Consider the following 13,460-nt stretch of genomic DNA (forward strand, 5'->3'; position numbering starts at 1 on the left):
CAGGCTCTCGGGGACGTCCAGGGCCTTTATGCCTACGGTGACAACGGGCGTACAGCAGATCGAGGCGTCCGTGCGGTGGGCATCGACCGTGAGTGCTCGCCCGAGCCGATCTATCTGTGTCCGACCGCACGGTGTACACGGTATTGGTGGCCCCAGGGGCCTGCTCCCGTGCCCCACTGTGCCGTCAGCGATGCAACCTTGCGCCGGGAGCTGAGGTAACCGATGGGTGGCTTGCTGGAGGAGCTCGGCAAGAAACTGGCCGAACGCTGGGTCTCGCTGCTCGTGCTCCCCGGGGCCCTGTACATGGCTCTTGCCACGGTCGCCACCACTCTCGGTCACAGGCACCCTTTCGGCCTGAGCCGGTTGACCAGCCAAATCACCGAATGGGCTGACGCACCGACTGCCCGGACCGCCGGTGGCCAAGTAGTACTCCTGGCCGCTGTGCTGACGGGCGCCGCAACCGTCGGACTGGTCGCGCAAGCGATCGGCTCAGTGGTCGAAACCCTTCACCTTGCCTCCGACTGGCACACCTGGCCCCGCCCGATCCGTCGCCTCGTGCAGCGGATCACCGAACATCGACATCAGCGCTGGATCCCACTCGCCGAGGCCTGGCACCGACACATGGATGAGGCCGTCGCCGGCCGCGTCGATCCCGCCGCCCGGCATGCCGCGCGGGTGGCGATGACCCGTATCTCCCCGGAACCCCCTCGCCGTCCGACCTGGAGCGGAGACCGCGTCCATGCCGTTGCTGTCCGTGTGCAGCGTGACTACCACCTTGATCTGGCAACGCTGTGGCCGCATTTGTGGCTGACCGCACCCGAGACGGTCCGAACGGAGATCTCAGACGCCCGTCAGGCACTGAGCCGCGCGAGCACCTTGTCCGCATGGTCCCTGCTGTACCTGCTCCTTGCCGTGTGGTGGTGGCCCGCCACTGCCATCTCGGCCGTTCTGGCCATTGCGGGCTGGCACCGTACCCGTGTAGCAGCCGACACGTACGCCACACTGCTGGAGGCCACCGTTCGCCTCTGCGCCCGCGATCTCGCTGGCCAGCTGGGTTTGGAACCCACCGGGCCCCTCCTGCGGGAGTCCGGCGCCGCCCTCGCGCACCATGTGAAACCCAGCCCGCCCCCGCGTCCCTCGTCGTCCAGCTCTCCGGTCCGGTGACCACGCGGGCGATCGAGGTGGAGCGCGGCAGGATCGCCTTGCCCGCTCAAGGGTGAGGGCGGTCAGTCGGGCGCTCTGGAGGCAGGCGGTCCAGGCGTCCGGGTTCCCGGCGACGGTGGGTAATTCTGGCCCATCACCTCGGGCGTCTTCGGATAGGGGATAGGGCGCCGTCCTGCGCGGGGCAGGGCCACTCGTTTCGGGTTACGGGGAAGTCAACGGTAGGCGCCCGCGTGTCCGTCACCTGCTGGCCGCCGGGGCAACGGGGGTCTTGAGCACAGCCACTACGGCTCACCTGGCGGACCTGCCGCGCCGCCAGGGCTCCCCAAGCCGCGCACCCGGATACGACACAATGCGTTGTGCCGTTTTCGCCCCGTTTTACTCCTATAGGAGAAACCCGTGTCCGTGTCCGTGACCAGGTTCGCCGCGCCGACAGCGAGTGTGAACAGCTGGCTGGTGGCCGATGACACCAGCCTCATCGTCATCGACGTCCTGCGCAGCAGCGCGGAAGCCGCCGAGCTGGCCGACGAGGTGGCCGCCTCCGGTAAGCAGCTCCTCGCGGTGGTCGTCACCCACGGCCACCCCGACCACTACATCGGACTCCGCACCTTCGCCGAACGCTTCCCGGACACGCCTCTACTCGTTGCGTCCCGGGAGATCGCCGACGACATCACCGGCTTCACCGCCTGGATGGAGTCCGTCGGCTGGCTGGACGCCGAACCCACCATGAAGGCGCGCAGCACCGCCAATCCCGACGGCTTCGACTACGGCATCATTCAGGTCGCGGACCGCACGGAACTGACACTCGCCCAGGGAGCGGTCGTACGTCTGGATACCGACTGGCCCGCTGCGGAAGCCGACCACACCACCGTGGTGCACGTCCCCAGTGCCAACGCGGTATTCACGAGCGACCTGGTCTACTCGGGCGTTCACGCATGGGAGGGACCCCAGGTCACCAGGGACAAGATCCAGTCCTGGCTGGCGGCGCTGGACACCCTACTGGAGCGCTACGGCACCCACGTGATCGTCCACCCGGGCCACGGCCCGCAAGGCGGCACGGCCCGCTACGAGGAGATCCGCCGCTACCTGCGCGACTTCCTCAATGTCACCGAAGCCGCCACTGGCCGGGAAGAGGCCACGGCCGAAATGATCCGCCGCTACCCCGACCACGAGCAGGCAGATTTCCTGCTTCCCCTCAGCATCGACTTCCACGTCCACGCCTGACGAGCCGCCGCGGGCCCGGGCAGGTGAGCCGGCACCTCCCCGGGCACGCGGCGAATCGATCAGTCGCAAGAGGCGTCGGCTGGGGCTGGATCGGCAAGGGTGATGGTTCGGCCGAGCTGAACCAGACCCACACGTCCTCTCGGTGCGCATGGGGAGGAGCGGATAGTGATTCACGGCGTGTGCGGTGCAGCGCAGCGCATGGCCCCCGGCCCATGTGCCGAACGGCGTACGCGTCGACGGTGATGGCGTCCGACGGCCGGCAGGGGGTCGCGATCACCTCGGCGGTGCCCCGACCGTGGTGTGAAGTTCGGGCCGTGGAGGAGTAGGACGTCGTCGACATCTGGCCCGGTTTCGGACCCACGTCGGCGGACCCCTTTGTGTACGCATCCTGCGCTGTCCGGTGGTCAAGCGCGACCGCCGCGCCCGAGTGCTGGCAGTTCGAGCGGCCTGACGGCTCCGCCGTACCGCTGCCCCGTCCCCACCAGCCTCGTCCCGTTACGGCTCAGGTGGATCTTGCGGTGGCCGTGGTCGTGGCCGTGGGTGAGGGAGGCGTTCGGTGCGGCTCGCCGCTCGTGGGGTCCAGGGTGAATGCATGTCCATCATGACAGGTCAGGGCCGTTTTTCGTAGGACGGAACGCACAGTTCGCGAGGCTTGTCCGGTCCGTTACCTGTCTCTCAGAATCTCCTTCGTGCGTTGTCCGGAGACAGGGGGAATGGTGACGATCGATCACGACGCGGTGCTTCGGGCCCGGGTGCTGCTGCTGGGGTCCGGCCGGCCGAGTCGGGCCGAACTGGTCGGCGCGTACCGGGTTCTGGCCGAAGTGAGTCCGAAGGCTTACCTGCCGAAGTTGGTCGATGCCCTGCTCGCGCTGCGCTATGAGAGCCGGGATCCGAAAGTGAACGTCGCGCTGACCGCGGAGGCCTCCCGCGCCGCTCGCAGGGTAGAGGTCGGGACCCCGAAGCGGGAGGAGCGGTTGCGCCGGGCCTTGGACGCCTACCAGGCTTCCTTGTTCGTCCTCGGGCGCCGGGCGGAAGGACGCGCGATCTGTGAGGAGCTCGCCGAGGCCGGTCAACGTGAGCCTCTGGTGAGAGTTCTGGCGGAGGAGGGAAGCTTCTGGGAGGCCGCGAAGCTCGACGAGGAGGCCGCCCGGGACGGGATCCCAGGGCGCTCCTTCTGGACCGCAGTGCGGTGGGCGGCGAACCTGGAGGGCGCCGGGCTGCACGACGCCGCATCGGCCGTCTTCCGTGAGCTCCTTGAGGAGACCCGGCGGGAGGTAGCCGAACAGAGCACTGCTCTGGCGATACTCACCTGGGAGTTGGTGCACTTCTCCCGGATGCGGGAGAGCGTCGGGGATCGGGCGGGTGCTGCGGCCGCCCGGCGAGAGGCGCAGAGCGTGCTGGAGGAGCTCGCGACCACGGTGAGCCGATGAATTGGAGTGGCATCCTCGAGTGGTGGAGGACGCTCTTCGTCCTGTCCGGGCGGGCAGCCGAACCCGCCGCGAGCCCCGAGTCCCCGATGCCGCCGTTCGGCACGCAGCTCGGATGGTCGCGCGGCGTGTGGGACGGTTTCCTCGGCATGCTGCCGGGCCTCGAAGCGGAGGCGGCGAGGCTGCGCGAGGCCGACCTACTGCCCGAGCTGGCCGACGTCCAACGCCGGATCGCCATACGCGCGGCAGTCCGAGAAGGCGACCACCCCCTACCTGTTCGAAGAGAAGTTCACGCCTTACTTCGACGGCGGTGTGACGCTCGCCCGCCGCCTGCCCGACAACCCCGCACGCCTCGCCCGCGCCCTGATCGACCGGTCGATGTTCCTCGTCGCGGCACGATCCTTCGAACTCGCGCATGCCGATTTCGCCGAAGCCGCCGCCCTTCTCCACGATCGCTGGTCGCGGCCCCGGCTTGCCGCGTCCCCGTGCTGCGCACGAGGACGCGGGCCAGGCCGTCGCCGTGCCACCCGCAGTGGAGCGTGCAAGCTGTCTCTATCGGGCGCGATGCGCTGGTTCGATGTCAGCGGGTGTGGGTGGTGACGGGTTGTCAGTGGGATGTGTTGGTGCTGGTCAGTTCCCCGGAGGCTTGGCCGTAGGCGGTGGTCGGTGGGGGTGTGGTGCTATGGCGGAGCTGGCAAGCCGATTTAGACCGTTTCATTTGGCTCACGCCCAGCAGGGGTTGTCAGCGGGGTGTGCAAGTCTCCGGGCATGAGTTACGACCTGGCTGTCTGGGAAGGTGAGAGACCGGCGGATGACATGACCGCCGGCCGGATCTTCAACGAGCTGTACGACCTCTACATCGACGCTGAGTTGGACGAGCCCCCGTCCGAACGCATTGCTGCCTACGTCGCCGCGCTGCTTGAGCGGTGGTGTGACATCACGGAGGACGATGAGGACACGTCGCCCTGGTCGACCGGCCCGCTGATCGGCGAAGCCAGAGGTCCGTTGATCTACTTCCCCATGCGGTGGAGCATGGCCGAGAAAGCGTCGGCCTACGCGGCGGCTGTGGCTGACTCCATGGGGCTGGTGTGCTTCGACGTGCAGCAGGATCGGCTCAGGCCTTGAGTTGGGTCGCCAATCGGCGGTAGTCGACGAGCGTTGCGGCTCTACCGACAAAGGCGAGGGCGTGTTCGGCCATGCGCTCGTAGCGGTGGTCTGCCCTACAACTGCTTCCGGAACTGCGCCCCCGAGACCGCCCGCCACCTGTCAGCCGAACCGCCACTTCATTTACGAGGAGAAATGAGTGCCCGCAAACGAGGACAATCTCATCAAGCTCATTCGGAGCAGTGGCCTCGAGGTGGACGCCGTCCAGGGCAACAATCCCGGTCCATCGGTCGACACCGCATGGCGCGCGATGGCAGGCTTCGGCGTGGAGCCCAGTGCAACCCTTCCCTTGAATGGGGAGCTCGGAGGGGCCCACCAGTTGTGGCTCGACCACGCCCGTCCAGGCGGTGTCATCGGCGAAGACGGGACGTTCCTCCTCACGGCGGTAGTGACCGGCAGTGCCGCGGTCGGCTGGGTCCGTGTGCGCTTGACCGGCACGGCCGACGTATCCCGCCTCCTCGATGACCAGGGGCGAATCGAATTCATCGCCCGCTCCTTGCCCGGCGGCCACATCTGCGGCGTCACCGCCGAGGAGTACGACTACTGGGTTGTCAGCCTGGCCCTCTGACGGGGACAGGTCGAGGGCCTACCGCTTGGGTCTGCCGGCTCGGGCGGGGTGACCGTACCCAGCCTGCCGGTTCGGCCCGCTTGACCACCCAGGCCAGCAGTGCCGGCAGCTCGGGCATCCGGTCGCCCAAGGTCAGCAGGGCGGCTCCCACATGCGGGCCGGGTCACGACCACCCACCGCTTCCTTCCAGTGGCACTGTCCGATCCTGCCACCGGTCGCCGTGGTCCGGACCCCCATCACGACGTGGTTCGTGTCCGCGTAGACCCGGCTCCCACGCCCCGCACGACGGGCGCATCACGGTGCATCCCACCTCGGGCGGCTGACTTCGCCCTCGCACTCGCCTACGACATCCTCGCCTCTCTCGCGGCACCCGCCCGGGCCCAAACTCAGGGGCGAACCGCGCGGACGTGCTCGGCTGAGAGATGGAGTTCGTACGGCAGGCAGCAGTCGGAGCAGAGGGTCGCGACGAGGGTTCCGCAGGCGCACAGCTGGTTCATTCCGCCGTCTGGGGTCGCTCCGCAGCAGGCGGGAGATGCATGCTGCAGCTCCAGGCCGCGGGCGTCGTCCGGGTTGATGACGATGTTGCCTCGTGGGCCCTGCGACACCAAGGGTTTCCCCTCCACGTTCCAGTGGCCTCCGTGGCGTGGCATCACCGGCCCGGGCGCCTGAGCGACCACCAAGGGCCCACCGTACGGCTCCGTCTCGACCGCGTAGCAGCCTGACGGCACGGTCGCCGGCGACGGACCCGGCTCATCGGCGTCCCACCACGCGTAGTAGGGAGCCTCGGGCACTTCGGGCAGCCGTGTGAGGGGCCCCGTCAGGGGGACGCTGCATGTGGCGCACACGAACACCACCGCTTCAGCCCCTGCGGCCGCGTCGGTGATCTCAGCGGGCAGCGTGGCCTGCCGGTGCTCTGGCGTGCCGACATCTTGATCTTGGTTTCGCTGATCACGCATTCGCTGACCGTACGCGGCACACTGCCAGGCGCGGAGTCCACGCCCGGCAGACCGGCACACGACGGTCTGCCGCATCAAGCAGGCAGGTGATGCCGAAGCCCGGCACCCGGGCCTCTGGCATGATCGTCGGTCATGGACGACTGGGATCTGCAGACAGGCTATGGGGTTCGATTTGAGTGGGGTCCCACAGGCGCGGACCGGCTGGCAGCAGATGCCGCCTGCATCGTAGTCGTCGATGTGCTGTCATTCACCACCTCTGTGACGGTAGCGGCGGAGTCCGGGACACGCGTATTCCCCTATCGCTGGCGTGATGCGACTGCTTCCGCGTTCGCCGACCAAAAAGACGCGGCCCTGGCAGTCGGACGCCGGATGGCCACCACGTCATCACCCTGGTCGCTGTCTCCTGCGGCACTACGACGTGCCCCCTTCACCCCCCGCTTGGTCCTTCCCTCACCCAACGGCTCCGCCATCGCTGCCTCGGCCGGCGAGGCACGTGTGGTCGCCGGGGCTCTTCGCAACGCGACGGCTGTGGGCCACTGGCTCGTCCGCCAGGGCTACGGGACCGCCGACCGACCCGTCGCGGTGATCGCCTCTGGCGAGCGGTGGCCCGACGGGACTCTGCGGCCCGCCATGGAGGACCTGCTCGGCGCGGGCGCCATCATCGCGACACTGGATGAACAGCTCAGCGGCATGCTCTCACCGGAAGCCGCGCTGGCAGCGGCCGGCTTCCGGGCGACACTGGACATCAGTGCCGCAGTGGCCGCCAGTTCATCCGGGCGGGAGCTCATCGGCGGGGGATTTGCCGAGGACGTCGTTGTCGCCACCGAACTGGACGCCTGCACCGCAGTTCCCGTCCTCACCGAAGGGGCGTTCACCGTCGCCCAGTGACAACGGGCTCGCACCGCCGCCTCGTGTGACCTGGTGGTGACCCGGCTGCGGGACGCCAACCGGAAGCTGAACGAGGAGAACGAACGGCTCCCCAACGCATACGCCCACGACTCGTGGCCCGCTGCCACCTCTCGAGCCGTTCCACCGCGAACAGTGTGAAGTGCCTGGACGAGGCAGCTTTCGTCCTGCGGTGGGAGAAGTCGAGGCAATGTCCCCTGCTCGGTTGGGCAGGTTGACTTTGCCGTTGCGTCAACTTCTACGGTCATGTGTGGCCGGAGGGTCCGGTCGGGATGGGAGTCGGTGATGGCCTGGTCGATCGCGGAAGTGGCCCGGATGTCGGGTGTGACGTCGCGGACGCTGCGCCATTACGACGAGGTGGGCCTGTTGCCTCCGGCATGGGTGGGGAGCAACGGCTACCGCTACTACGAGGAAGGCGAGTTGCTGCGGTTGCAGCAGATCCTCGTGATGCGGGAGCTGGGCCTGGGGCTGGTGGAGATCGGGGCGGTGCTGGCCGAGCAGGTCGACCGGGTGGAGGCGCTGCGGGCGCACCACCTGCGGCTCATCGTCGAACGGGACCGCTTGGACACACTGGTCCGCACCGTCGGCCGCACCATCGCCGAGCTTGAGGAAACAAGGAGCAAAAGCGGCATGACGAAGATCAACAGGCCGGAGAACCTGTTCGAAGGCTTCGACGGCACACGCCAGTCGGACGAGGCGCGCGAGCGGTGGCCGCAGGCGTGGGAGCAGTCCCGGCAGGTCATCGAGACGCTGACCGCCGAGGACATGGAGCAGTGGCAGCGTGAGGTGACGGCGCAGATGGTCCGCATCGCGGAGTTCATGGCGGCCGGAACACCGGTGGCCGATCCCGCGGTGCAGGCGGAGATCGACGCCCACTACCAGGGCGTGTGCCGGTTCTGGACTCCGAACGCGACGGCTTACAAGGGACTGGCTCAGACGTACGTCGACGACCCGCAGTTCCGCCAGAACTTCGACAAGATCGCCGAGGGCCTGGCCGCCTACCAGCGCGACGCGATGGTCGCCTACGCCGACACCCGCCTGAGCTGATGTGCGAGCTTCGTCAGGAGGCTGCAGACTCCTGACGCGGCACTCGTTGGTTCCTGGGCGCGGTGTTCAGCGCGGATTCTTCATGTTCCAGAGGGCATGGCAGTCGTCGTTGACGACCACACCCACGTTCGCTTGACAGGCGGGAGGCTGCGGCAGCGCAGGGGACCGCCGCAACCTCCCGCTGTCGGCGACGGACATGCCGGGGTGGAGGAGGTAGGAGATGCCGGGCGCGTAGGGGCGTGGCCCGCCGCGCTTGCCCGGGTTGGCTTACGGTCAGGTCTGCCAGGTCTGCCAGGTCTGCCAGGTCCGCCGGAACCAGCCGCCCTCGGCGTGCGGCTCCAGTCCGAGGTGCTGCACCAGGGGAGGAGGAGAGGTCGCACCCATAGGTGGATCTTGGTCCAGGACGGCGTCCGTAGGGTGACGGCGACGCCGGAAGAGCGGATCTCGTCGGCGCGCTTCACGGCGGCCTCCAGTCCGGGGCGCTTCGTGGCGCGGGTGGAGATCTTCTCCGAGAAGACTCGGGTGACCCGGGCCACGCCGAGTGAGTCGAGTGGTGCGTCGAGGGACTGCCAGATGGTCGAACGAGCGACCACCAATGAAACACCCTCGGTCGGGTAGAGGGGGCGTCGCGTGGTGGTGCTCCGGCTCTGGGCGGTGTTGGTCAGCGGCTCTGGGTCATGTGGGCGAGGGTCTGGTTGGCGCTGTCGGGGGCGAAGGCGCTGTCGATGCCTTCGGCCGCTCCTTGGGCGGCTTCGATGGACCGGGGCAGGAGGATGTCCTCGTAGGCGGTGATCGCGTCGTCGATGGTGGGGTGCTCGATGAGGGCAGAGGCGAGGTCGGCGCCGTCGCGCATGGCGAGGTTGGCGCCCATGCCGGAGAACGGGGACATCAGATGGGCGGCGTCGCCGACGAGGGTTATGCCCGGGGTGGGGGTCCAGGTGTGCGGGACGGGCAGGGCGTACAGGGGCCGGTTGATGTAGCCGGTGTCGGTGTCGGTGATGAAGCCGAGCAGATCGTCGCTCCAGCCGGCGAATTCCTTTAGCAACGCTTCGCGGACGGCATGGCCGTCGTCCAGGTCGAGGCCGCGCCGCTGGTGCCAGTCCTCGTCGGTACGCAGGCCGACGTAGGTACGGATGTGGCCGCTGCTGTTGCGCTGGGCGACGAAGCCCTGGTTGTTGTCGAGGGCCATCATGGTGCCGTTGCCGGTGAGGGCGGCGAGCTCCGGGTGGCGGCGGTCGGCGTCGTCGAAGCCGGTCTCGACGAAGGTGACGCCGGTGTAGTGGGGCGTCGCGTCGGACAGCAGGCGGCGGGTTCTGGACCAGGCGCCGTCTGCGCCCACGACGAGATCGGTGTCGACGGTGGAGCCGTCGGCGAAGTGCAGGCGGTGGGTGCCGTCGCTGAGCGGCTCGGCATGGGTGAGCTTGCGGCCCCAGCGCACGGTGCCGGGGGTGAGGGAGTCCAGGAGGAGGTCGCGGAGCTGTCCGCGGTCGATCTCGGGATTGCCTTGGCCGTCCTGGGGCGGTGCGGCGTCGAAGACGGTCTGACCGTTGCGGCTGACCAGACGCATCTGCTCGCCTTCTGGGCGCGAGAGCGCGGTGAAGGCGTCCCACAGTCCGGCCCTGTGCAGGGCGTGCTGGCCGGTGTCGGAGTGCATGTCGAGGGTGCCGCCCTGGTTGCGTGCGGTGCGGGAGGCGTCGAGTTCGTGGACGGTGGCCGGGATGCCGTGCTGCTGGAGGATGCGGGCGCAGGTCAGTCCGCCGGGGCCGGCTCCGATGATGGCGATGCGGGGGGCGGGAGCGTTCATGGTCGTTCTCCTTGGGTCAGGGCCGGGCGTTGCCTCGTCGGTCTGCAGAACTAAAAAAAACACACTCATGCAAAAAGTGCAACGACATAACTTTCTTGGTTGTATCTGGTTCTGTATGATGCGGGTATGAGTGCACCCGTTGGACGCCGTGAACGGAAGAAGGCCGCAACCCGCCAGGCGCTGGCCGACACCGCCCTGACCCTGTTTCTCGAGCACGGCTACGACGACGTCACCATCCGCGACATCGCGGACGCCGTGGACGTGTCGACCACCACGCTGCTCAAGTACTTCCCCACCAAAGAAGCCCTGGTCTTCGACGAGGACACCGAGCAGGAGGCCGCCCTCGTCGCCGCCGTCCGCGACCGGCCGGAAGGGCGCAGCATCCCCCAGGCGCTGTGCGCGCACATCAAGCAGGTCCGCATCGGTACCGGCGACCCCGACACACGGTTCGCCGCCTTCGTCCGCCTCGTGGCCGACACGCCCGCCCTGAGTCAGTACGCGCACCGCATGTGGATGCGCCACCAAGACGCACTCGCCCGCGCCATCGCCGAGGCCGCCGGCAGCAGCCCCAACGACTTCCGGTGCGCCGCCCTCGCCCACTTCGCCCTGGAAACCTCGGCGTTCGCCCATCGCACCGACAACGCCGAGTACGCCGTGGACACCGCGTTCACTCTCCTCGAGCACGGCTGGGACGCCCCATAGCGGAGCACTTCGGGCAGGGGCTCAGCGCCCTCGCGCGGCTGCGGCTGCCTTCGCAACAGTGTCCGCCGGGGTGCGGGGGCGGGGCACGGCGGCGGCCGGCCCCAGGTCGAGGCGCTTGTCCATGTCCGGGCGGAAGGTGCCGTTCGGGTCCCTGGCGGAGGTCGCCGCCGAGGTCGAAAAGGTTGCGCTGGTCCTTGACCAACCGCCTGCCGGCTGTCGTTGAGGGGCAGGCGTTCCCGCCCGCAGCCCGTCCACGGGACGGCTCCCCGTAGGCCGGAGCGCGCGCCGGCCTCCCCGCACGCCTGCCGCACGTCACACAGCCCCCTCCGCATCACCGTGGAACCGTCGATCCGCAGACGAATGCCGGTGAGCTCGGGCAAGCCAGGGCAGCCTGCGCTGGCTCCGGGTGCTGGGCCGTTGGCCGGTACCGCCGGTCGTCGCCGTGCGCAGCTCCCCGCGACTGCCTGCACTGCGACAAAACCGTCACCATCGTGGCGCTTCTCGCCACCCCCGAGGCCGCGCGGCCCGCCATCCCCGCAGCAAGTCCCGACGTCATCCCCATGTGTCGCAGCTGAGCGACCACACGTCACTGGCCTTGGCGCCCGCAGGCGAGGACAGGGTCAGTCAGCGTTCTCGAGCGAGGCCCCGATGTTGTTCCACATGAAGGTGTCCTTCCAGTCCGGGCGCCCCTTGGCCCAGCCGTTCAGGGCAACGATCACCTTTTCCTGGGAGATCGTCCGCGTCTGGTAGTGCTCTGCCGCCGTCCCCTCACGGAACTCCAGCTGATAGGTGTTGTCATCCCTCAGGCACACCTGCACATACCAATCGCCGGACACCTCAGCATCGAGTCGCTCGACCATCATGAAGGCGTTGCCCCGCCTGAGGTTCGCCACCATCCGGCTCAAGGCCGTGGGCCCCGGATTCCTCACCTGATGACCGTGCTCGTCTCTCGCTCGCAGCATGGCCCGATCATCCCCCACGGCTCTGACACCCGTCGAAGAGCAACCACGCCGCCGGCCTCTCTCGCTCCCCGCGTTACCCAGTTGGTTCACTCCGTGAACGGGCGAAGAGTAGCTCTGAGGAAGATTCGGGATCGGCATCAACGACAAGCGCTGGCATTGCCGGAGGCGGGAGCGGGCGGGGCGCGAAGCGCCTACCGGCCGTCTTGGTGAATCAGGGGGTCTGCCGACTGGCTGGTGCGCTGCGCCCGGGAAGGATCGACGTCGACAAACGTTGTCTGATGGTCGAAGGAGCAAGTCGTGATCATCCGTGTTCGTGTTCTGTCTGCTGTCGCGTCAGTCGCTCTGGCCATGGGTGGCGTTGCTCTGACCGCCCCTGCCGCCCACGCCAATGAGCTTGCTTGCCTGCGGGTGCTGGAGGCAAGCGGTGAGAGCGGCGATGCGAGTGAGGGCTTGATCATCTGTGGTGCCACAGGAGAGGGGAGCTTCACTCAGGAGGAGTGCGTGCAAGAGATGCAGGGCAACGGCTTCTCCGAGGCCGTTGCGCAGAAGGCATGCACGGCCGCGAAAGAGAATCGCCGCTGACCCGTCACCACCCGAGGCAAGGCGACAGCGACTCGCTGGAGGACCGGTTGTCCGGTTGGTCCAACGAGGCGGACGCCGACGAGCTGGTCGCCCTGACGGAGGGGGAGTCCGGGGAGTCGGCGGGCCGGCTGAGCGCGCCGGGGACGGCGCCGTTGGTGGTGCTCGGCCAGGTGCGGGTGATCGAGCGGTTCCGGTCGGTGTCGGGCGGGCTGGGGGCGACGCCGGCCCGGCCTGCCGGTCTGCGGGGCGCGCCCCCGCGTCAGGGCCGGCGGGCGGGGTGGTCCGCCACGCCATGGCCTACGCCCGACCGGGGGAGTGGGGACAGCTGAGGACTGGAGCGCCGTGCGTTCTGCTCCCGTACAGCCTTCTGGGCCGGCCGGCGCCGCCGGCGCGCACCAGACGACGGCGGTCTCCCAGGGCTGGCACGATGTCCGCCATGGCCAGAGCGGTGACGGCAAAGCAAGACCTCGCATCCCGCCGTCGGTATGCGGCTCTCCATCGGGAGTCCTTCGACGGCGATGATCTCGTATCGGTGAACTTGCAGCAGTTGTGGTTCACGCGGTGCTCGTTTCGCGGGGCTGATCTGCGGCAAGCCACCCTGGACGGCTGCCGCTTCAAGCTGTGCGATCTTCGCCGGATTAACCTGAGCGGCGCCTCCCTGCGAGGAGTCTCCTGGGCGGGGTGTGATCTGACCGGCGCTGATCTCCGGGCGGCCGACCTGACCGGCGCGCGATTGGGTCAGGTCCTCACCGGCAACCCGCCTCAGGGGCTGACCAATGCGACCGGCATCAAACTGGACAACGCCGTGCTCCGCGACCTTCAGCTTGACCAGGTCATCGGCTGGCCCATCACGGGGTAACCGGCCGATGCCCGAGGCACATGGACCCGCCTCGCCACATCAGGCGGCCCCTTGGATCGAGCATCTAGGGATCAGCAGTGATCATCGCCGCGCTACCG

General features: G+C 68.4%; 15 protein-coding genes. 11 read left to right on the forward strand and 4 right to left on the reverse strand.

Features of this window, described 5'->3' with window-relative positions; genetic code table 11:
• Positions 1 to 222 precede the first annotated feature (222 nt).
• The 5 genes from OHA81_RS30970 (at position 223) to OHA81_RS30990 (ending at position 5,544) form a co-directional block, all read left to right on the forward strand.
• Positions 223 to 1,164 carry a hypothetical protein gene (locus OHA81_RS30970; RefSeq protein WP_329201441.1) on the forward strand — a complete coding sequence of 314 codons (942 nt, stop codon included), beginning with the start codon at positions 223 to 225 and terminating at the stop codon, positions 1,162 to 1,164.
• A 396-nt stretch (positions 1,165 to 1,560) separates the two neighbouring features.
• Positions 1,561 to 2,385, forward strand: coding sequence for an MBL fold metallo-hydrolase (locus OHA81_RS30975; protein WP_329201443.1), 825 nt, complete (start codon positions 1,561 to 1,563; stop codon positions 2,383 to 2,385).
• Positions 2,386 to 3,098: 713 nt separating this feature from the next.
• Positions 3,099 to 3,815 (forward strand): hypothetical protein, encoded by a 717-nt coding sequence (locus OHA81_RS30980; protein WP_329201446.1) that lies wholly within the window; start codon positions 3,099 to 3,101, stop codon positions 3,813 to 3,815.
• A 765-nt stretch (positions 3,816 to 4,580) separates the two neighbouring features.
• Positions 4,581 to 4,937 carry a hypothetical protein gene (locus tag OHA81_RS30985; RefSeq protein ID WP_329201447.1) on the forward strand — a complete coding sequence of 119 codons (357 nt, stop codon included), beginning with the start codon at positions 4,581 to 4,583 and terminating at the stop codon, positions 4,935 to 4,937.
• Between the two features lie 178 nt (positions 4,938 to 5,115).
• Positions 5,116 to 5,544, forward strand: a complete 429-nt coding sequence (locus OHA81_RS30990) for a hypothetical protein (RefSeq protein WP_329201449.1) — start codon at positions 5,116 to 5,118, stop codon at positions 5,542 to 5,544.
• Between the two features lie 386 nt (positions 5,545 to 5,930).
• Here the strand turns inward: OHA81_RS30990 and OHA81_RS30995 are convergent, their stop codons facing one another.
• Positions 5,931 to 6,500 carry a hypothetical protein gene (locus OHA81_RS30995; protein WP_329201451.1) on the reverse strand — a complete coding sequence of 190 codons (570 nt, stop codon included), beginning with the start codon at positions 6,498 to 6,500 and terminating at the stop codon, positions 5,931 to 5,933.
• Between the two features lie 132 nt (positions 6,501 to 6,632).
• Between OHA81_RS30995 and OHA81_RS31000 the strand changes: the two genes are divergently transcribed.
• Positions 6,633 to 7,388 (forward strand): 2-phosphosulfolactate phosphatase, encoded by a 756-nt coding sequence (locus OHA81_RS31000; RefSeq protein WP_329201452.1) that lies wholly within the window; start codon positions 6,633 to 6,635, stop codon positions 7,386 to 7,388.
• A gap of 303 nt (positions 7,389 to 7,691) precedes the next feature.
• A complete protein-coding gene (locus OHA81_RS31005) occupies positions 7,692 to 8,453 on the forward strand; it encodes a MerR family transcriptional regulator (protein WP_329201454.1) in 762 nt (253 codons plus the stop codon).
• Positions 8,454 to 8,726: 273 nt separating this feature from the next.
• Here the strand turns inward: OHA81_RS31005 and OHA81_RS31010 are convergent, their stop codons facing one another.
• Positions 8,727 to 8,837, reverse strand: a complete 111-nt coding sequence (locus tag OHA81_RS31010) for a cupin domain-containing protein (protein WP_329201456.1) — start codon at positions 8,835 to 8,837, stop codon at positions 8,727 to 8,729.
• Between the two features lie 277 nt (positions 8,838 to 9,114).
• Entirely contained in the window at positions 9,115 to 10,257 is a 1,143-nt protein-coding gene (locus tag OHA81_RS31015; protein WP_329201458.1) for an FAD-dependent oxidoreductase, read from the reverse strand.
• A 126-nt stretch (positions 10,258 to 10,383) separates the two neighbouring features.
• Here OHA81_RS31015 and OHA81_RS31020 point away from each other — a divergent pair, with 126 nt between their 5' ends.
• Positions 10,384 to 10,959 carry a TetR/AcrR family transcriptional regulator gene (locus tag OHA81_RS31020; RefSeq protein ID WP_329201460.1) on the forward strand — a complete coding sequence of 192 codons (576 nt, stop codon included), beginning with the start codon at positions 10,384 to 10,386 and terminating at the stop codon, positions 10,957 to 10,959.
• 620 nt (positions 10,960 to 11,579) lie between these two features.
• On the opposite strand, the gene OHA81_RS31025 is transcribed toward OHA81_RS31020, so the two are convergent.
• On the reverse strand, positions 11,580 to 11,921 hold the full coding sequence (locus OHA81_RS31025; RefSeq protein ID WP_329201461.1) for a hypothetical protein: 342 nt from the start codon (positions 11,919 to 11,921) through the stop codon (positions 11,580 to 11,582).
• Between the two features lie 297 nt (positions 11,922 to 12,218).
• Between OHA81_RS31025 and OHA81_RS31030 the strand changes: the two genes are divergently transcribed.
• From OHA81_RS31030 to OHA81_RS31040, 3 genes are all read left to right on the forward strand, one after another.
• The gene (locus OHA81_RS31030; RefSeq protein WP_329201462.1) at positions 12,219 to 12,503 is read left to right on the forward strand and encodes a hypothetical protein; all 285 of its coding nucleotides are present in this window, start codon (positions 12,219 to 12,221) and stop codon (positions 12,501 to 12,503) included.
• Positions 12,473 to 12,832, forward strand: a complete 360-nt coding sequence (locus tag OHA81_RS31035) for a hypothetical protein (RefSeq protein ID WP_329201464.1) — start codon at positions 12,473 to 12,475, stop codon at positions 12,830 to 12,832. The genes OHA81_RS31030 and OHA81_RS31035 overlap by 31 nt, the downstream gene beginning before the upstream one ends.
• A gap of 107 nt (positions 12,833 to 12,939) precedes the next feature.
• The gene (locus OHA81_RS31040; protein WP_329201466.1) at positions 12,940 to 13,362 is read left to right on the forward strand and encodes a pentapeptide repeat-containing protein; all 423 of its coding nucleotides are present in this window, start codon (positions 12,940 to 12,942) and stop codon (positions 13,360 to 13,362) included.
• The last annotated feature ends 98 nt before the right edge of the window (positions 13,363 to 13,460 follow it).

The organism is Streptomyces sp. NBC_00667 (genome assembly GCF_036226825.1).
In the GTDB taxonomy this organism is placed as follows: Bacteria; Actinomycetota; Actinomycetes; order Streptomycetales; family Streptomycetaceae; genus Streptomyces.